General features: G+C 70.2%; 15 protein-coding genes and 4 tRNA genes. 9 read left to right on the plus strand and 10 right to left on the minus strand.

Translation table 11 applies throughout. The features are described 5' to 3' along the window. Positions 1 to 92: 92 nt before the first annotated feature. Both J2N69_RS17540 and J2N69_RS17545 read right to left on the minus strand, forming a co-directional pair. Positions 93 to 662, minus strand: coding sequence for a hypothetical protein (locus tag J2N69_RS17540; RefSeq protein WP_230901632.1), 570 nt, complete (start codon positions 660 to 662; stop codon positions 93 to 95). 123 nt (positions 663 to 785) lie between these two features. Further along, positions 786 to 1136 (minus strand): metallopeptidase family protein, encoded by a 351-nt coding sequence (locus J2N69_RS17545; RefSeq protein WP_194138288.1) that lies wholly within the window; start codon positions 1134 to 1136, stop codon positions 786 to 788. Between the two features lie 83 nt (positions 1137 to 1219). Here J2N69_RS17545 and J2N69_RS17550 point away from each other — a divergent pair, with 83 nt between their 5' ends. From J2N69_RS17550 to J2N69_RS17565, 4 genes are all read left to right on the plus strand, one after another. Further along, entirely contained in the window at positions 1220 to 2770 is a 1551-nt protein-coding gene (locus J2N69_RS17550; RefSeq protein ID WP_230901633.1) for a metallophosphoesterase family protein, read from the plus strand. Between the two features lie 80 nt (positions 2771 to 2850). Beyond that, a tRNA-Glu gene (locus J2N69_RS17555) sits at positions 2851 to 2923 on the plus strand. A 39-nt stretch (positions 2924 to 2962) separates the two neighbouring features. Continuing rightward, positions 2963 to 3037 (plus strand) — tRNA-Asp (locus J2N69_RS17560). 24 nt (positions 3038 to 3061) lie between these two features. Next, a tRNA-Phe gene (locus J2N69_RS17565) sits at positions 3062 to 3135 on the plus strand. 246 nt (positions 3136 to 3381) lie between these two features. Here the strand turns inward: J2N69_RS17565 and J2N69_RS17570 are convergent. From J2N69_RS17570 to J2N69_RS17585, 4 genes are read right to left on the minus strand one after another with little or no spacing between them, the layout of a single operon-like run. Next, positions 3382 to 4503: an ABC-2 transporter permease gene (locus tag J2N69_RS17570; RefSeq protein ID WP_230901634.1), complete on the minus strand. Its 1122-nt coding sequence runs from the start codon at positions 4501 to 4503 to the stop codon at positions 3382 to 3384. Positions 4504 to 4536: 33 nt separating this feature from the next. Then, positions 4537 to 5463 (minus strand): cytochrome c biogenesis CcdA family protein, encoded by a 927-nt coding sequence (locus J2N69_RS17575; protein WP_230901635.1) that lies wholly within the window; start codon positions 5461 to 5463, stop codon positions 4537 to 4539. Further along, entirely contained in the window at positions 5460 to 6296 is an 837-nt protein-coding gene (locus J2N69_RS17580; protein WP_230901636.1) for a DsbA family protein, read from the minus strand. Before J2N69_RS17580 ends, J2N69_RS17575 begins: the two co-directional genes overlap by 4 nt. Before the next feature lie 54 nt (positions 6297 to 6350). After that, positions 6351 to 6716, minus strand: a complete 366-nt coding sequence (locus J2N69_RS17585) for a hypothetical protein (RefSeq protein WP_230901637.1) — start codon at positions 6714 to 6716, stop codon at positions 6351 to 6353. An 83-nt stretch (positions 6717 to 6799) separates the two neighbouring features. Here J2N69_RS17585 and hrpA point away from each other — a divergent pair, with 83 nt between their 5' ends. From hrpA to J2N69_RS17600, 3 genes are all read left to right on the plus strand, one after another. Next, complete coding sequence (hrpA, locus tag J2N69_RS17590; protein WP_230901638.1) at positions 6800 to 10798, plus strand: ATP-dependent RNA helicase HrpA; 3999 nt, start codon at positions 6800 to 6802, stop codon at positions 10796 to 10798. Positions 10799 to 10892: 94 nt separating this feature from the next. Beyond that, positions 10893 to 10967 (plus strand) — tRNA-Asp (locus J2N69_RS17595). A 264-nt stretch (positions 10968 to 11231) separates the two neighbouring features. Then, positions 11232 to 11513 carry a DUF6274 family protein gene (locus J2N69_RS17600; protein ID WP_230901639.1) on the plus strand — a complete coding sequence of 94 codons (282 nt, stop codon included), beginning with the start codon at positions 11232 to 11234 and terminating at the stop codon, positions 11511 to 11513. A 499-nt stretch (positions 11514 to 12012) separates the two neighbouring features. Here the strand turns inward: J2N69_RS17600 and bldC are convergent, their stop codons facing one another. Beyond that, a complete protein-coding gene (bldC, locus tag J2N69_RS17605; RefSeq protein ID WP_003949541.1) occupies positions 12013 to 12219 on the minus strand; it encodes a developmental transcriptional regulator BldC in 207 nt (68 codons plus the stop codon). A gap of 496 nt (positions 12220 to 12715) precedes the next feature. Beyond that, positions 12716 to 13567, minus strand: a complete 852-nt coding sequence (locus J2N69_RS17610) for a DUF8083 family protein (protein ID WP_230901640.1) — start codon at positions 13565 to 13567, stop codon at positions 12716 to 12718. A gap of 231 nt (positions 13568 to 13798) precedes the next feature. Here J2N69_RS17610 and J2N69_RS17615 point away from each other — a divergent pair, with 231 nt between their 5' ends. Then, on the plus strand, positions 13799 to 14875 hold the full coding sequence (locus tag J2N69_RS17615; protein ID WP_230901641.1) for a Leu/Phe/Val dehydrogenase: 1077 nt from the start codon (positions 13799 to 13801) through the stop codon (positions 14873 to 14875). 284 nt (positions 14876 to 15159) lie between these two features. Further along, a complete protein-coding gene (locus tag J2N69_RS17620) occupies positions 15160 to 15411 on the plus strand; it encodes a DUF3073 domain-containing protein (RefSeq protein ID WP_127911525.1) in 252 nt (83 codons plus the stop codon). Positions 15412 to 15500: 89 nt separating this feature from the next. On the opposite strand, the gene purM is transcribed toward J2N69_RS17620, so the two are convergent. Together purM and purF are read right to left on the minus strand one after the other, a co-directional pair. Beyond that, positions 15501 to 16574 carry a phosphoribosylformylglycinamidine cyclo-ligase gene (purM, locus tag J2N69_RS17625; RefSeq protein WP_230901642.1) on the minus strand — a complete coding sequence of 358 codons (1074 nt, stop codon included), beginning with the start codon at positions 16572 to 16574 and terminating at the stop codon, positions 15501 to 15503. Between the two features lie 44 nt (positions 16575 to 16618). Beyond that, the gene (purF, locus tag J2N69_RS17630) at positions 16619 to 18145 is read right to left on the minus strand and encodes an amidophosphoribosyltransferase (RefSeq protein ID WP_127911523.1); all 1527 of its coding nucleotides are present in this window, start codon (positions 18143 to 18145) and stop codon (positions 16619 to 16621) included. Between the last annotated feature and the right edge of the window lie 44 nt (positions 18146 to 18189).

Genomic DNA, 18189 nt, shown 5'->3' on the forward strand with positions numbered 1-18189 from the left:
GCAAATGGGATCAAACGATCTACCACCATACGCACCCCCCACCCCATATGGCAAACCGCCCCCACCAAAAGGCCTCCCACCTGCGCAGATGTCTACCGCGGTCCCGCCTCCGGCGACGGTTCCCGCTCGTCACCGTCCGCGCTCCGCCGCTGAAGCTGGGCGCCCTGCCCCGACCCGTCGGCCGAGGAGGAGGGCTCCGGGGTGGTCGGGGCCGGCGTCGGGGACGAGGAGGGCTTCGGCGGCTCGGGCTCCTCGGTCGTCCGGGTCGGGGTCGGCCTGGGCCGCGGCGGGAGGGGCTTGCCGGGCTGTTTCGTCGGCTTCGGGGCGGCCGGTGAGGGCGCCGCGGACTCCGACGGCTCCCCGGCCTCGGGGACCGAGCCGTCGCCCCCGGAGGCGCCGTCCCTCTCGCCCTTGCGCTTGGCCTTGCCTTTGCCCTTGCCTTTGGCCTTGCCCTTGTCCCGGCCCTGCCCGCGCTCACCGCCCGTGGCGATGTCGTCGCCCCGGGCCACCGGCCGGCCGTCGGACACGGCGGTCCCGCCGTCACCCGCGGAGCGCCCGGGCCGCGGCGCGTCCCCGTCGTCACCGATGCTCATGCAGCCCGCGGTCGCCGCGACGGCCACCGCGACCGCGGCCCAACGGACGGGAACGTACAACTGGCGCACGGCCGAGCACCTCCTGGGGCGCTGAGAACGGGGACGCACTGCCCAACTCCCGCGGCCCGCAAGAGGACACGGACGTCACCCGCTCCCGCACACCCGGCCGGACGCGCATCCGCGTCCGTACCCTCACCCGTACCCGAGCGCGTGCAGCCGGTCGTCGTCGATCCCGAAGTGGTGGGCCACCTCGTGCACGACGGTGATCTCCGTCTCGGCGACCACGTCCTCACGCGACTCACACATCCGGAGCGTGGGCCCCCGGTAGATGGTGATGCGGTCCGGCAGGACGCCCGCGTACCACTCGCCCCGGTCGGTCAGCGGCGTCCCTTCGTAGAGCCCGAGCAACTCGGGGTCGTCGGCGGGCGGCTCGTCCTCGACGAAGACGGCCACGTTGTCCATCAACCGCGTCAATTCCGGCGGAATCCGGTCGAGAGCCTCGCCGACCAGTTCCTCGAACTCCTCGCGCGTCATCTCCAGCACTCCCCCATTGTCGGCCACGCCGCTGTCCCCGTCCCGGCACACCTTCCCGCATACCTCCCGCTCCAATTGGGCATACGGGACCAATGGCTCGCGACGTCACGGTCGTCCCGCAGCGCGTACGAAGGGCGGTCCGCGCCCTCCTGGGCCACTACCGCGCCCGCCGCGCCCATCCCGTCAGCGAACTGATCAGCCCGCCGCACCCCTACACCCGCGCCCTCGGCCTGCTCACGGTCGTCCTGCTCGGCGCCTGGCTCGGCCTGCTGATCGTCGGCAGCGTGCGCGCGCCCGTCGGCCCGATGGACACCCGCATGACGCTCCGCCCGTCCCTCACCGGCGGCACGAAGATCAACGTCTCCCCGCTCGGCGCCCTGGAACTGCGCTCCCACATCGCCCCCATCCGCCTCGACGTGGACGTGGACCGCCTCGACCCCGTGCGCTCCCAGGCCCTCGTCGACCACCCGGAGCGGCTCTCGGGGCTCCAGGACGAGGTGGCGCGGGACGTCGGCCACGGCACGCTCGACCTGGCCGTCCGCTCCTGCGTCGCCGTCGTCTCGGGCGCGACCGCACTCGGCCTCGCCGTCTACCGCCGTCCGCGCCGCGCGCTCGCCGCGGGCGGTCTGGCCCTCGCCCTCCTCGCGGCCTCGGGCACGGCGGCGTACGCCACCTGGAACCCCAAGTCCGTCCTGGAACCGAAGTTCTCCGGCCTGCTCAGCAGCGCCCCCTCGGTCGTCGGCAACGCCCGCAGCATCGTCAGCGAATTCGACGTCTACCAGCAGGAGTTGGCACGCCTGGTCACCAACGTGACCAAGCTGTACGACGTCACGTCCACGCTCCCCGCGTACCAGCCGGACCCCACGACCATGCGGGTCCTGCACGTCTCCGACATCCACCTCAACCCGGCGAGCTGGAAGATCATCGCTTCCCTCGTGGAGCAATACGACATCAACGTCATCGTCGACTCCGGCGACACGATGGACCACGGCAGCGCGGCCGAGAACCCCTTCCTCGACCCGATCAAGGAGCTGGGCGTCCCTTACGTGTGGGTGCGCGGCAACCACGACTCGTTCACCACGCAGCGCTACCTGGAGCGCTTCAAGAACGTCCACGTGCTCGACGACGGCAAGGCGGAAACCGTCGCCGGCCTGCGCTTCGCCGGGATCGGCGACCCGCAGTACACCCCCGACCGCTCCGTGAGGCCCGACGGCGACTCCGTCCACCACATGGCCGGCATACGGCTCGCCTCGGCCCTGCGCGCCGAGCGGGCGGCCGGCACCCCGGTCGACGTGGCCATCGCGCACAACCCGACGACGGCGCGCGAGACGGACGGCGAGGTGCCGCTGGTCCTCGCGGGCCACATCCACCGCCAGCAGATGGAGGTCATGGACGGGGGCACGCGGCTGCGCGTCGAGGGATCGACGGGCGGCAGCGGGCTGCGGGCGGTCGAGGGCAAGTACCCCGACCCGGTGGAGGCGTCCGTGCTCTACCTGGACCGTACGACCAAGCGGCTGCAGGCCTGGGACGAGATCAGGCTGGGCGGCCTCGGCCTGACAAAGGCGGAGGTCAGCCGCCATCTCCCCAAGGAGAACCGGCCCGGGGCACCGGCCTCGCCGACCGCGCCGGGGCCCGCCGACTAAACCGTTTTGGCGATAGCTCCCCGCATCCCATATGCTTCTCACGTCCCCGACGCGCTGCAAAGCGCCCAGGTGGGCCCTTAGCCCTCATCGTCTAGTGGCCCAGGACGCCGCCCTTTCAAGGCGGTAGCACGGGTTCGAATCCCGTTGGGGGCACGCAACACCTTGTGCGAGACTAGTGCTCGCACAATGCTTGGTCCTGTGGAGCAGTTTGGAGTGCTCGCCACCCTGTCAAGGTGGAGGCCGCGGGTTCAAATCCCGTCAGGACCGCTTGCGATTCCACGCGGATCGCGTGGCTGGGTAGCTCAGTTGGTACGAGCGATCGCCTGAAAAGCGATAGGTCGCCGGTTCGATCCCGGCCCCAGCCACTTCCCCGAAGGCCCCGTCCCCTGGACGGGGCCTTCGCCGTTCCCGCCTACGCCCCCCGGACGGCAGGCCAGGCAACGACGGCCCGCAGTCGCCGACGCGTCGGAGGGGACGTGGGGGTATGTGCGCGCGGAGCACAGTGGTGGTCATCAGGGAACCGAAGCACCAAAGCACCCGCGCCAAGATGGCGAGCACGGACATACCCCCGCGGCCCCGCCCCACAGAAGAACCCCAGGCGCCCACCCGCACTACCCACCCCGCGCCCCGCCCCGCGAAGCCGCATGCACCGCCCCCACCCCCCGCCCACCCGGATGCCGATGCCGCCACACCCAGAACACCGCCGAGGACACCAACGCCCACCCCCCGAGCACCAGAAACGGAAACGCGTGCTGGTGCCCGCCGAAGTACACCGCCGTGTGCTGCGCGTTGACCGACGCCCCCGGCGGCAGCCACTGCCCGATGTGCCCCAGCACCGAAGGCAGCAGCGGCCACGACACCGCGCCCCCGGACGACGGATTCCCCAGCAGCACCATCAGCCCCCATGTCGGCAGCATCGCCCACCGCCCGAACAACGTGTTGAACATCGTGAAGACCATCCCCGACGCGAACAACGTCAGCGCCAGGATCAGCCACGACTCCACGAACGGCAGCCGCACCGCCCCCAGCCACCAGTCGACGACCGCCGCGATGACGAAGGCCCCCAGCAGCGCGTACAACGCCGTGAAGGCGATCCGCTCCGCCGGATTCAGCCCGCGCGCGTGCACGCTCAGCTGAATCGCCCCCACGAACCCGATGATCACCGCCGCCAGCGAGATGTAGAAGATGGCGAGCCCCCGGGGATCACCCTCCTGCAACGGCTTGATGTCCCGCACCGTGACCGGAACCCCCACCTCCTCGCCCACCTTCGGCGCGGTCTCGGACAGCACCTGCGCGACGGAGGCCCCGGACGCCCCGGAGACGTCCATCGTCACCTTCCGCTCGCCCACATCGAGGATCGCGAAGACCTTCTGCTCCTCCACGTCCCGCCGCGCCGCGGCCACGCTGTCGTACCGCCGCACTTCCAGCGAGGCGTTCAGCGCCTTCTCCATGCCGTCGAGGAAGGCCTTGCCGTGCGCGGCGTCCGGGGTCGGGGACCCGACGACCGCCGTGGGAACGTGATGAGGGGTCGGATTGGCCATCGAGTACGTGTACGAGCCCGCGAAGAGCCCCGCGGCGGCCGCCAGGATGAAGACCAGCACGAGGGCCGGCAGGAAGGGCGACCGCTTGAAGGCGTCCCACCGCTCCCGCCCCGTGGGCACCCGCCCATGCGCACCATGCGGCGGATGCCCCAGCGGCTGCTGACTCTGCTCTCCCGGCTCATGATCAGACATACGAACACGCTAAACCACGCATAAGAGACCTTCTCACCCAGAAGCTGACGAAACAGACTCCGAAGAAGCCGCCTCCGTCGCCGCCTCCGGCCCCACCTCCGTCTCCGCCTCCGGCCCCACCTCCGTCGCCGGCCCCGTCTCCCCTCTCCGCCGCCACCCCCGCACCCCGAGCACGCCTCCCACCAGCACCACTACCCCCACGAGCAGCACCGCATCCGGCACGGCCCGCCCGACACCCCCGGCCCACTGCTCCACCGCGAACGAATCGTCCACGTCCAGCAGACCCGGCAGCGCGGTCGTCCCGTCGTACACGAGGAAGAGCGTCCCGAGCGCGACGAAGAACAACCCCGAGAGCAGCGATGTCGTATGCAGCTCGAACCGCCCGACCCGGAACGCCCTCCCCCGCAGCCACCCGCGCCGCCCCAGCTCGAACCGCTCCCAGAGCAGCGCGAGCACGAACAGCGGCACGGCCATGCCCAGCGCGTAGACAGCCAGGAGCAGCCCCCCGTAGACAGGACTGCCGCTCACCGCCGCCACCGTCAGGACGCTGCCGAGGATCGGCCCGGCACAGAACCCGGCGAGGCCGTACACGGCCCCCAGCGCGTACACCGAGAACGCGGTGGTCGGCCGGATGCGCCCCGACAGCTCCGCCATCCTCCGCGAGGCGAAGCCCATCCCCACGACCTGGAGCGCGCCGAGCCCGATGATCAGCCACCCGGCGACGAGCACCAGCTGGTCACGGTGGCCGAAGAAGAACCGCCCGGCGTAGGACCCGGCGGCGCCCAGGGGGACCAGGGTGGTGGCGAGCCCGGCGTAGAAGATGCCGGTCCGCGCGACGAGCCGGGACGTCGAGTCGATCGAGTACGCGAAGAAGGCGGGCAGCAGCAGGGCGCTGCACGGACTGACGAGCGCGAGCAGCCCGCCCAGGAACGCGGCGAAGTACCCCACATCGGCGGTCACTCGGATCCCCCCTTGGCGCCGGTCTTGCCACCGGCCTCATCGCCACCGGCCTTGCCGCCCGCCTTATCGCCGCCCGCCTTGCCGCCAGCCGCGCCGCCGGCCCGCCCCGCCGCCGCCGCCTCGATCGCCTGCCGGAACACCTCATCCGGCTGCGCGCCCGAGATGGGCCGCCCGTTGACCAGGAAGGACGGCGTGGAGGTGGCGCCGAGGCCGTACGCCTCCTCCTGGTCCTTCCGCACGGCGGCCTTGGCCGCGTCACCGCCCGCGTCGGCGGCGAACCGGTCGAGGTCCTTGACCCCGGCCTCCTTCGCCAGCTCCTTCAGCCGCCCCTCGCCGAAGCCCTTCTCCTTGGACCCCTCGGCGTACGCTGCCTCGTGGAACTGCCAGAAACGCCCCTGCTTCCCCGCCGCCCACGCGCCGCGCGCGGCCCGCTCGGAGTCCGCGCCGAAGATGGGGAAGTTGCGCCATTCGATGCGCAGGACGCCCTTGTCGACGTACTTCTTCACGAGGCCCGGCTCGGTGTCGCGGGCGAACTTCCCGCAGAAGCCGCACTTGAAGTCCGCGTACTCGACCATCACGACGGGCGCGTCCGCGCGGCCCTGCGCGAGGGGGTCCTTGGCGTCGCGCCGGGCGAGCCTCTCCAGCTCGGGGTAGACACCGGCCTGCGGTGCGGCGGAGGGCGCGGCGCCCGCGGCCGCCTCCTTCGAGGTGGTGCCCGGGGAGTCGGCGGGCTTGGTGGCCGTGTAGGAGGCGGCGCCGAGCAGCACGGCGGCGACGGCGAAGCCCGCGCCGATGGCGATGTTCTTCTTTTTGTTGTTGTTGCTCTTCGGCATCAGGAGGTTCTCTCTGTTCCTGTACGTGGTGGAAGGGGCCCGGGTAGGGGGCCCCTACACGCGCAGGACAGAGAGATCCACAGGGGAAGGCGGCGTCAGCGGGGGCGGCCCGCGCAGCGGCGTCGGCTCGAGGACGGCCTGGTCGGCGCTCCAGGCGCCGGACGCCCCATGGGCCTCGTACAGCGCGGGCAGCAGTTCGTGCGCGGAGCCGGACCGCGGCGGCGACACGGGTTGCTGCCCGGCGTCCCCCTGACCGCCCTTGCCGCAGCCGGGCCGCTGGTCATGCCCTGCATACACGTGCGCCACCGTGGAGACCGGCGGCACGGCGGTGTCGGCCACCGCGGGCCCGCAGAACCCCCCCAGCACGACGAGCAGCACCGCCACCAAGGGGCACCACGCCGTACGCGCACGGGACAACATGCCCGGAATCGTACGTGCCGGGCGGTCCCGCCCGTGAAATCGGTTCGCCACTGCCGAGCGGCGGGTGAGATCCTGGACGGCGTATGTCTACGCAGCCCGCCCTCGCCCTCGACACCCTCGCCCCCCGCCTGTCCGGGCTCTCGCTCCGCGATGAGCACCGGATCGGCCGCCGGCTGGAGGGTGCGCGCCGCATCCGCAAGCCCGAGGCCCGCGCCGCCGTCCTCGCCGAGATCGCGGCGGACGTGGAGAAGGCCGAGGCGCGGATGGCCGAGCGCGGCTCCCGCGTGCCCGCGATCACCTATCCCGAGCAGCTCCCGGTCAGCCAGAAGAAGGACGAGATCGCCGACGCGATACGCGACCACCAGGTCGTGATCGTCGCGGGCGAGACCGGTTCCGGCAAGACCACGCAGATCCCCAAGATCTGTCTGGAGCTGGGCCGGGGCGTGCGCGGCATGATCGGCCACACGCAGCCGCGGCGCATCGCCGCCCGCACGGTCGCCGAGCGCGTGGCCGAGGAGATGAAGACCCCGCTCGGCGAGGCCGTCGGCTGGAAGGTCCGCTTCACCGACCAGGTGAACCCGGAGGGCACGTTCATCAAGCTGATGACGGACGGCATCCTGCTGGCCGAGATCCAGACGGACCGCGACCTGCGCGCGTACGACACGATCATCATCGACGAGGCCCACGAGCGGTCCCTCAACATCGACTTCCTGCTCGGCTATCTGGCCCAGCTGCTGCCGAAGCGCCCGGACCTGAAGGTCGTCATCACCTCGGCGACCATCGACCCCGAGCGCTTCTCGCGGCACTTCGGGGACGCGCCGATCGTCGAGGTCAGCGGCCGGACGTACCCCGTGGAGGTGCGCTATCGCCCCCTCCTCGAAGAGGACTCGGACGACTCCGACCGCGACCAGATCACCGCGATCACCGACGCCGTCGAGGAACTCCAGGCCGAGGGGAAGGGTGACATCCTCGTCTTCCTCTCCGGAGAGCGCGAGATCCGCGACACGGCGGACGCGCTGAACAAGAAGAACTACCGGTTCACCGAGGTCCTGCCCCTGTACGCACGGCTCTCGCACGCCGAGCAGCACCGCGTCTTCCAGCAGCACACGGGCAGACGGATCGTCCTCGCGACGAACGTCGCCGAGACCTCCCTGACCGTGCCCGGCATCAAGTACGTGATCGACCCGGGCACGGCCCGCATCTCCCGCTACAGCCACCGTACGAAGGTGCAGCGGCTGCCCATCGAGGCGATCAGCCAGGCCAGCGCCAACCAGCGCAAGGGCCGCTGCGGGCGTACGTCGGACGGCATCTGCATCCGGCTCTACAGCGAGGAGGACTTCCTCTCGCGCCCGGAGTTCACGGACGCGGAGATCCTCCGCACCAACCTCGCCTCCGTCATCCTCCAGATGACCGCGGCCGGCCTCGGCGACATCGAGAAGTTCCCCTTCATCGACCCGCCGGACCACCGCAACATCCGCGACGGCGTCCAGCTCCTCCAGGAACTGGGCGCGCTGGACCCGACCCAGAAGGACGTACGCAAGCGCCTCACCGAGCAGGGCCGCAAGCTGGCGCAGCTCCCGGTGGACCCGCGCCTGGCCCGCATGGTCCTGGAGGCCGACAAGAACGGCTGCGTGCGCGAGGTCATGGTGATCGCGGCGGCGCTCTCCATCCAGGACCCGCGCGAGCGCCCGGCGGAGAAGCAGGCGCAGGCCGACCAGCAGCACGCCCGCTTCAAGGACGAGACGAGCGACTTCCTCGCGTACCTGAACCTGTGGCGGTACGTCCGCGAGCAGCAGAAGGAGCGCGGCTCGTCGTCGTTCCGCCGGATGTGCAAGGCGGAGTACCTCAACTTCCTGCGCATCCGCGAGTGGCAGGACATCTATACGCAGCTGCGCACGGTCGCCAAGCAGATGGGCATCCACCTCAACGAAGAGGACGCCCCCGAGCAGCACGTCCACATCTCCCTCCTCGCCGGCCTCCTCTCCCACATCGGGCTGAAGGACGTGAAGGAGTCGAAGGACAGCGGCAAGGACGCCAAGGACCCCAAGCAGCGCGGCGGCCGGGGCGAGTACATCGGCGCCCGCAACGCCAAGTTCGCGATCTTCCCCGGCTCGGCGCTCTTCAAGAAGCCCCCGCGCTACATCATGTCCGCCGAGCTGGTGGAGACCTCCCGCCTGTGGGCCCGCGTCAACGCGAAGATCGAGCCGGAGTGGGTCGAGCCGCTCGCCCAGCACCTGGTGAAGCGCACCTACAGCGAGCCGCACTGGGAGAAGGACCAGGCCGCGGTGGTGGCGATCGAGAAGGTGACGCTGTACGGCGTCCCGATCGTCACCGACCGCAAGGTGAACTACGGCCGCATCGACCCCGAGGTCTCCCGCGACCTGTTCATCCGCAACGCCCTCGTCGAGGGCGACTGGCGCACGCACCACAAGTTCTTCGCCGCCAACCGCAAGCTGCTGACCGAGGTCGAGGAGCTGGAGCACCGCGCCCGGCGCCGCGACATCCTCGTCGACGACGAGACGCTCTTCGACTTCTACGACCAGCGGGTCCCGGCGGACGTCGTCTCCGGCGCGCACTTCGACTCCTGGTGGAAGAAGAAGCAGCGGGAAGAGCCCGAACTGCTCGACTTCGAGCGGTCGATGCTCATCAACGAGAAGGCCGGTGACGTCTCCAAGGACGACTACCCCGACGCGTGGCGCCAGGGGCCGCTGAAGTTCAAGGTGACGTACCAGTTCGAGCCGGGCGCGGACGCGGACGGCGTCACGGTCCACATCCCGCTCCAGGTCCTGAACCAGGTCACGGACGAGGGCTTCGACTGGCAGATCCCGGGCCTGCGCGAGGACGTGGTCGTCGAGCTGATCCGCTCCCTGCCCAAACCGATCCGCCGCAACTACGTCCCGGCGCCGAACTTCGCGAAGGCGTTCCTGGAGCGGGCGGTTCCGCTGCAGGAGCCGCTGCACGTCACGCTGGCCCGCGAGCTCCAGCGGATGGTCGGGGTGCCGGTCTCGCCCGACGACTTCGATCTGACGCGCGTACCGGACCACTTGAAGATCACGTTCCGGATCACCGACGAGCGGCGCAGGAAGCTCGCCGAGGACAAGGACCTCGAAGCCCTCAAGCTGCGGCTGAAGCCGAAGGCCCGCAAGGCGCTCTCGCAGGCCGCCGCCGCGACGGCCGAGCGCACCGGCGGTGCGGCCGTGGAGCGCACGGGGCTCACGGACTGGAGCATCGGCACGCTCAGCCGCGTGTTCGAGACCCGCAGGGCGGGGCAGCCGGTGAAGGCGTATCCCGCGCTCGTGGACGACGAGGGGCCCGCGGCAGACACTGTGTCCGTACGCCTCTTCGACACCGAGGCCGAGCAGCAGCAGGCGATGTGGAAGGGCACCCGCCGGCTCATCCTGCGCAACATCCCCGTGAACCCCGGCAAATTCGCCTCGGACAAGCTGACGAACCAGCAGAAGCTGGCCCTGTCCGCAAACCCGCACGGCTCCATGCAGGCCCTCTTCGACGACTGCGCGATGGCCGCCGCGGACAAGCTGATCGCGGACTTCGGCGGGCCCGTCTGGGACGAGGAGTCGTACCGCAAGCTCTTCGACAAGGTGCGCGCGGAGATCGTCGACACGACCGTGCGGGCGGTCGGACAGGTGCAGCAGGTGCTGGCCGCCTGGCAGGCCTGTGAGCGGCGCCTGAAGTCGGCGCGGAGCCCGGCGCTCCTCGCCAACCTCGCGGACGTACGGGAGCAGTTGAACTCCCTCATCAAGCCGGGCTTCGTGACGGAGACGGGCCTGCGGCGCCTGCCGGACCTGATGCGGTACATGGTGGCCGCCGACCGCCGCCTCCAGCAGATGCCGACCAACGTCCAGCGGGACACCACGCGCATGGAGAAGGTCCGCGAGATGCGGGACGAGTACCTGTGGCTGCTGGAGCAGCTGCCGCAGGGGCGGCCCGTGCCCAGGGAAGTGCTGGACATCCGCTGGATGATCGAGGAGCTGCGCGTCAGCTACTTCGCGCACGCGCTGGGCACGGCGTACCCCGTCTCGGACAAGCGGATCGTCAAGGCCATCGACGCGGTGGCGCCGTGAGCGGGCGGGCACGCAGGGTGAGTTCGACCGCCGGGCCTGCGCTGCTGTAGAGTCTCGTCTCGCAGCACAACGCACCAACAAGTGCCGCGAGCAAGGTCCTGTGGAGCAGTTTGGAGTGCTCGCCACCCTGTCAAGGTGGAGGCCGCGGGTTCAAATCCCGTCAGGACCGCAGTTGAGGAGAACGGGCCGCATCCCTTGCTGGAGCGGCCCGTTCCGCATTCCCGCACCCGGCGACCACTCCACCCGGCCAGGGGCCGCGCCCGCGGCGCAGCCGCGGAAAGACACAGCAAATCCCGTCAGGACCGCAGTCGAAGAGACGGGCCGCATCGATTCCGATGCGGCCCGTTCTCGTATGCGCATCTTGACTGCGTCACATTCCACCGGTACCCCGGACAGCAGGGAGTCGGCGGCAGACTCCCCCGGGAGGTGACGCATGTCCGCTTCGTCTGTTCCTTCTGCTTCGCCTGCTCCCGCTGCGGCTGTGCGGCACGAGACGCGTGCCCTGCTGCGCGCCCATCTCGCGGCGGCCACGAGCTACCGCCACCTGACGCGGCACTGCGCGATCTGCCACCGGCTCCTGAGGCTCGCCCTGGAGCCCTCCCCGCACCGCCCCGGCGAGCTCGAGGCGCCCGAGGCCGGCTTCGTCCTGGAGAGCCCCGTGGAGGGCGCGGGCGAGAGCACACCCGACGAGGACGAAAGTCCCGCCAAGGCATGACCAATGCCGCCGCGCGGCCCGCTCCCGCGGTGGGAGGGTGAGAGGCGGAGGCTCCGTCGCGCTCCCGAAGTCCCTTTAGCGCAGAGGCATATGACGCAACAAGGCGCGCGGCATGTGACGGGTGTCACCGAACAGGTTTGGGAAACACTCGAACTTACACCCTCCCTACAACCAGCCAATTTAATATGTGCAATTGCACCTCCCCCCGCCGCGCCGCCGCCGTATCCCCCACGGCACCCCACAGCACTCCCCGGAGACCACCAAGGACACCCCTCGGGCACCCCTTCGGCGCATAAAAAAATCGCGCTGGACCCGGCGGAGTCCAGCGCGATCGAACGACTCACCCATGCGGCTCAGGCGTGGGTCCCGTTGGGGCGAGACCCGCGTCGCGTGTAGCTATATGTCGGACGAACGGCCAGGTTGGGGGACCTGACAGCAGTGGTGCTCTTCGTCCGGGTTGTGCGGGTTACTGCTGGTTGAGCGGTACTTCCGGCGTACGTCAGGCCTCGCTGCGCTGCTGCGGGATACCCGCGAGCAGTGCGCGGACCTCAGCCTCGCGGTAACGGCGGTGTCCGCCGAGCGTGCGAATCGACGTGAGCTTGCCAGCCTTTGCCCAACGCGTCACCGTCTTCGGGTCGACGCGGAACATCGTGGCGACCTCAGCCGGGGTCAGCAGCGGCTCGGCATCAGGGGTGCGAGCGGTCATGAGCGGCCTCCTCGGGAGAACCGAACCTTCTCGGTTCATTCCTCTAAATTCTGCACCTTGACCCGCGTTGCCCGAAATGGCGGACGCGAGTCGAGTCGGTTATAGGACGAACGGCTTGTCCTCGGCACTACAACTACACCATCCGTCCAGCCACGTCGGCCAAACCGATGGAATTGCCCTCCCAGGTGTTCATCACCGACGGAAGCCGATGGACCATGCCATAGCGGACAGTCACGCCACCGTGACGATCAGTCACAGAGCGATCATGAGTCAACAGGACCCCCCATAGCGTGCAATGCAGAGCATTCCGCCCTTACTTGGGCGGAAGGAGCCCTCCCCGGACTCCTTGTCCTATTTTGGCATGAGGAGGGGCGATGGGCGCAAGGGCCCCGAAAGTGCGGTCCGTCACGCTTGACACAAAGGCCCGGATCGGGACCTACGTCCCGGCGCCCGCGAACGGCCGGAAGATGACGGCCCCTCAGAGCGACGCGCGGCCTCAGTTCGCGAACTGGAGGTCCCGGACCGCCCGCCACCGCTCCACGAGCCTCGCATACGCCTCGCCCGCCCCCTCGCCGTCGCCGTTGCGCAGGGCCTCGATCCCCTCGGCGACATCCGCGGCCGAGTGGTCCTCGTCCAGCTCGTCGGCGGGCAGGGCGTGCACGAGGCCGCCGTAGTCCAGCTCGACCAGGGAGCGCGGGTGGAACTCCTCCAGCCACCGGCCGACGTCCACGAGGCCCTCGATCAGCGGTGCCTCGTCCAGCGCGTCCCGCAGCGTCTTCAGACCGCGCGCCACCCGGCGCCGGGCCTGGACCATCGGAGTGCGGTAGCGAAGGACCGGCGGCGTGCCCGGCGCCTCCCCCTCACCCGGGTCGTAACAGCGCTCCTCGTCCGAGACGAGCACGAACCAGTGCAGCGGCACCTGCCACGTCGACGTACGAATCCACGGGCGCGCGTCGGGGTTGCGGGCCAGCCACTGCTCGTAGTCCGCGGCCGTCTGGCGGCGCAGCACCGGCGGGAGCACCGCGTCGAGTACCGGCAGGGGCAGCCGGTCGGCCAGCTCCCCCATCGCCTGCCAGCCGCGCAGCCGGGTCCGCCACGGGCAGACGCACAGCACCCCGTCGACCTCCAGGACGAAGGCGTCGCTGCTCTCGTGCACCGGCACGGGCACGGGCGGCGTCGGCACCAGGTCGGCGAGGGAGCGCCGCAGCTCGTCCTGGTACGAGGGGCGGTCCGGGCGGCAGGCGTAGCGCGCCCAGTGGCCGCGCTCCGGCTCCGGGAAGGCGGCCAACGGCTCGTAGACGCGCAAGTAGGAGGCGTACGGGACCGTCACCGATGACACCTTGGGCACGGCTGCTCTCTCCCCCGCGTTCCGGCCGGACAACCCAGAAACCACTGCCGATCGTGCCATGGCCGCGCTCTGCCGCGCCGCTCCGTCACGCGGTCCGCGCTCGGCGAGACGGGTGATCCTCGGCACGAGGCCCTCACGCGCGGTGGACAGGCTCTACTCTCATGCCCATCGGGCCCCCGCCACCCGTACGGGAGCCCGCCCACCGCCGCTACTCGACCGGGAGTCACCACCGTGACCGAAGCAGACAACGGCGTCCTGCACACCCTGTTCCACTCGGAGCAGGGCGGCCATGAGCAAGTAGTGCTCTGCCAGGACCGCGCCAGTGGCCTCAAGGCCGTCATCGCCCTCCACTCCACCGCCCTGGGCCCGGCCCTCGGCGGCACCCGCTTCTATCCGTACGCGAGCGAGGAGGAGGCCGTCGCCGACGCGCTGAACCTCGCGCGCGGGATGTCGTACAAGAACGCCCTGGCCGGGCTCGACCACGGCGGCGGCAAGGCCGTGATCATCGGGGACCCCGAGCAGATCAAGAGCGAGGCCCTGCTCCTCGCCTACGGCCGCTTCGTCGCCTCGCTCGGCGGCCGGTACGTGACGGCCTGCGACGTCGGTACGTACGTCTCCGACATGGACGTCGTCGCCCGCGAGTGCCGCTGGACCACCGGACGCTCCCCGGAGCACGGCGGCGCCGGGGACTCCTCCGTCCTCACCGCCTTCGGCGTCTTCCAGGGCATGCGGGCCTCGGCCCAGCACCTGTGGGGCGACCCGACACTGCGCGATCGCAAGGTCGGGGTCGCGGGTGTCGGCAAGGTCGGCCACCACCTGGTCGAGCACCTCCTGGCGGACGGCGCCGAGGTCGTGATCACCGACGTGCGGGAGGAGTCCGTGCGCCGCGTCCTGGACAAGCACCCGTCGGTGACGGCGGTGGCGGACACGGAGGCCCTGATCCGCACCGAGGGGCTCGACATCTACGCCCCCTGCGCGCTCGGCGGCGCCCTGAACGACGAGTCCGTGGCCGTGCTGACCGCGAAGGTGGTGTGCGGCGCCGCCAACAACCAGCTCGCGCACCCGGGCGTCGAGAAGGACCTCGCCGACCGCGCGATCCTCTACGCGCCGGACTACGTGGTGAACGCCGGCGGCGTGATCCAGGTCGCCGACGAACTGCACGGCTTCGACTTCGAGCGGTGCAAGGCGAAGGCGGCGAACATCTTCGACACCACGCTGACGATATTCGCTCGCGCAAAGCAGGACGGCATTCCGCCGGCCGCGGCGGCCGACAGGATCGCCGAGCAGCGGATGGCCGACGCCCGCTGAGACCGCGTCCGCAGGGCCCGCCGACGCGGTGGAGGAGACAAGACTCACCCCCGTCGGCGGGTCGCCCGGCAAGAAGAGGTTAAAATCGCAGTTGACCAGCGAGGACAGGGCTCCTCGCGGGTTCTGCGCCGAGGCGCGTCCTGCGGGCGACGTACCGTATGGCCGCAGGAGCAGGTACCGTGGAAGCCCTACGGACCGGTCTCTCCGAGGAGAGTCCGTCCTAGATCATGAACGCGTGTCAAGACTCTGGGGCCGTCGAGCCCCGTATCCGAGGGGGTCGAGCCATGGGGCGCGGCCGGGCAAAGGCCAAGCAGACGAAGGTCGCCCGCCAGCTGAAGTACAGCAGCGGCGGGACTGACCTGTCGCGTCTGGCCAATGAGCTGGGCGCTTCGACTTCGCAACAGCCGCCGAATGGCGAGCCGTTCGAGGACGACGAGGAAGACGACCCGTACGCCCAGTACGCGGATCTGTATAACGTCGACGACGACGAGGACTCCGACGAGTCCGGTCCGTCGTCGCAGCGCCGCGGCGCTTGACCTCGTTGTAGCGACTGCACTTCACCCGGTCCGGGGTGGTCACCACTCCGGACCGGGTTTTGTGCTGCCGTGGACCCTCCCGCATCGGGCTACTTGGCGTAGTCACCGATCAGGGCGGCGCCCGTCGCGTGGTCACCGCGGTCGGTGATCTCGCCCGCGACCCAGGCCTCCACGCCGCGGTCGGCGAGGGTGGTGAGCGCCGCGTCCGCCGACTCCTCGGGGACGATCGCGATCATGCCGACGCCCATGTTCAGCGTCTTCTCCAGTTCGAGGCGCTCGACCTTCCCCTGCTTGCCGACCACGTCGAAGACCGCGCCGGGGGTCCACGTCTCGCGGTCGACGATCGCGTGCAGGCCGTCCGGGATGACCCGCGCGAGGTTGGCCGCGAGGCCGCCGCCGGTGATGTGGCTGAAGGCGTGGACGTCCGTGGTGCGGGTGAGCGCGAGGCAGTCCAGCGAGTAGATCTTGGTGGGCTCCAGGAGTTCCTCGCCGAGCGTGCGGCCGAACTCCTCGACGTGGCGGTCCAGCGCCCAGCCCGCGCGGTCGAAGACCACGTGCCGCACGAGCGAGTACCCGTTCGAGTGAAGACCGGAGGCCGCCATGGCGATGACCGCGTCACCCTTACGGATGCGATCGGGGCCGAGGAGGCGGTCGGCCTCGACCGCGCCCGTGCCGGCGCCCGCGACGTCGAAGTCGTCCGGGCCGAGCAGCCCCGGGTGCTCCGCCGTCTCGCCGCCGACCAGCGAGCAGCCGGCGAGGACGCAGCCCTCGGCGATGCCCTTGACGATGGCGGCGACGCGCTCCGGGTGGACCTTGCCCACGCAGATGTAGTCGGTCATGAAGAGCGGCTCGGCGCCGCACACGACGATGTCGTCCATGACCATCGCGACGAGGTCGTGGCCGATGGTGTCGTACACGCCCATCTGGCGGGCGACGTCGACCTTCGTGCCGACCCCGTCGGTGGCGGAGGCGAGCAGGGGGCGCTCGAAGCGCTTGAGCGCGGAGGCGTCGAAGAGCCCGGCGAAGCCGCCGAGGCCGCCGAGGCCCGCGACCTCCGGGCGCTGGGTCTTCTTGACCCACTCCTTCATCAGCTCGACGGCGCGGTCGCCCGCCTCGATGTCGACGCCCGCGCTTGCGTAGCTGGCACCAGTGGTCTCAGACATGACGGTGAGAACTTTCGTGTCGTACTGCTCGTACTGCGGGTGTCTTACGGGCGGCGGATCGCGTCGGCGGCGGCGGTGCCCGCCGGTCCCGCGGCCAGTTCCGTCTCCAGAAGCTGCTTGCCGAGCAGTTCGGGGTCGGGCAGCTCCATCGGGTACTCGCCGTCGAAGCAGGCGCGGCAGAGGTTCGGCTTGTCGATGGTCGTGGCCTCGATCATGCCGTCGATGGAGATGTACGAGAGGGAGTCGGCGCCGAGCGAGGTGCCGATCTCCTCGATGGTCATGCCGTTGGCGATCAGTTCGGCGCGCGTCGCGAAGTCGATGCCGAAGAAGCACGGCCACTTCACGGGCGGCGACGAGATCCGGATGTGGACCTCGGCGGCGCCGGCCTCGCGGAGCATCTTGACCAGGGCGCGCTGGGTGTTGCCGCGGACGATCGAGTCGTCGACGACCACCAGGCGCTTGCCCTTGATGACTTCCTTGAGGGGGTTCAGCTTCAGCCGGATGCCGAGCTGGCGGATCGTCTGCGAGGGCTGGATGAAGGTCCGGCCGACGTAGGCGTTCTTGACCAGGCCCGCGCCGAAGGGGATGCCGGAGGCCTCCGCGTAACCGATCGCGGCGGGGGTGCCGGATTCGGGGGTCGCTATGACCAGGTCGGCCTCGACCGGGGCTTCCTTGGCGAGCTTGCGGCCCATCTCGACGCGCGAGAGGTAGACGTTCCGCCCGGCGATGTCCGTGTCGGGACGGGCCAGGTAGACGTACTCGAAAACGCAGCCCTTGGGCTTCGCTTCTGCGAATCGGGACGTTCGCAGGCCGTTCTCGTCGATGGCGACGAACTCGCCCGGCTCGATCTCGCGGACGTAGGAGGCGCCGCAGATGTCGAGCGCGGCGGACTCGGAGGCGACGACCCAGCCGCGCTCCAGGCGGCCGAGGACCAGCGGGCGGATGCCCTGCGGGTCGCGGCCCGCGTACAGCGTGTGCTCGTCCATGAAGACGAGGGAGAAGGCGCCCTGAACCTGCGGGAGGATCTTCATGGCGGCGTCTTCGATGGTCAGCGGCTTGCCGTCGCCGTCCACCTGCGCGGCGAGGAGCGCCGTGAGGAGGTCGGTGTCGTTGGTGGCCGCCACGCGTGTGGTCCGGCCCTCCTGCTTGGGCAGCTCGGCGACCATCTCGGCCAGCTCGGCCGTGTTGACGAGGTTGCCGTTGTGCCCGAGCGCGATGGAGCCGTGCGCGGTGGCACGGAACGTCGGCTGGGCGTTCTCCCAGACGGAGGCGCCAGTCGTCGAGTAGCGGGCGTGACCGACCGCGATGTGACCCTGGAGCGAGCTGAGAGAGGTTTCGTCGAAGACCTGGGACACGAGGCCCATGTCCTTGAAGACGAGGATCTGGGAGCCGTTGCTGACCGCGATTCCCGCGGATTCCTGGCCCCGATGCTGGAGGGCGTAGAGCCCGAAGTACGTGAGCTTTGCGACCTCTTCGCCCGGAGCCCAGACACCGAAGACGCCGCAAGCGTCCTGGGGGCCCTTCTCGCCGGGAAGCAGATCGTGATTGAGTCGACCGTCACCACGTGGCACATCATCGAGTGTAGGCGAGATCGACCACTGGTCCGAATTGGGGA

The sequence above is a fragment of the Streptomyces huasconensis genome, assembly GCF_021028635.1.
GTDB lineage: Bacteria > Actinomycetota > Actinomycetes > Streptomycetales > Streptomycetaceae > Streptomyces > Streptomyces huasconensis.

Excerpts from the sequence above, each read along its gene's own strand:
- bldC (WP_003949541.1), bottom strand. The coding sequence starts at position 12,219 with ATGACCGCTCGCACCCCTGATGCCGAGCCGCTGCTGACCCCGGCTGAG.
- J2N69_RS17570 (WP_230901634.1), bottom strand. The coding sequence starts at position 4,503 with ATGTCTGATCATGAGCCGGGAGAGCAGAGTCAGCAGCCGCTGGGGCAT.
- purM (WP_230901642.1), bottom strand. The coding sequence starts at position 16,574 with ATGTCTGAGACCACTGGTGCCAGCTACGCAAGCGCGGGCGTCGACATC.
- J2N69_RS17580 (WP_230901636.1), bottom strand. The coding sequence starts at position 6,296 with ATGCCGAAGAGCAACAACAACAAAAAGAAGAACATCGCCATCGGCGCG.
- hrpA (WP_230901638.1), top strand. The coding sequence starts at position 6,800 with ATGTCTACGCAGCCCGCCCTCGCCCTCGACACCCTCGCCCCCCGCCTG.
- J2N69_RS17600 (WP_230901639.1), top strand. The coding sequence starts at position 11,232 with ATGTCCGCTTCGTCTGTTCCTTCTGCTTCGCCTGCTCCCGCTGCGGCT.
- J2N69_RS17550 (WP_230901633.1), top strand. The coding sequence starts at position 1,220 with ATGGCTCGCGACGTCACGGTCGTCCCGCAGCGCGTACGAAGGGCGGTC.
- J2N69_RS17585 (WP_230901637.1), bottom strand. The coding sequence starts at position 6,716 with ATGTTGTCCCGTGCGCGTACGGCGTGGTGCCCCTTGGTGGCGGTGCTG.
- J2N69_RS17620 (WP_127911525.1), top strand. The coding sequence starts at position 15,160 with ATGGGGCGCGGCCGGGCAAAGGCCAAGCAGACGAAGGTCGCCCGCCAG.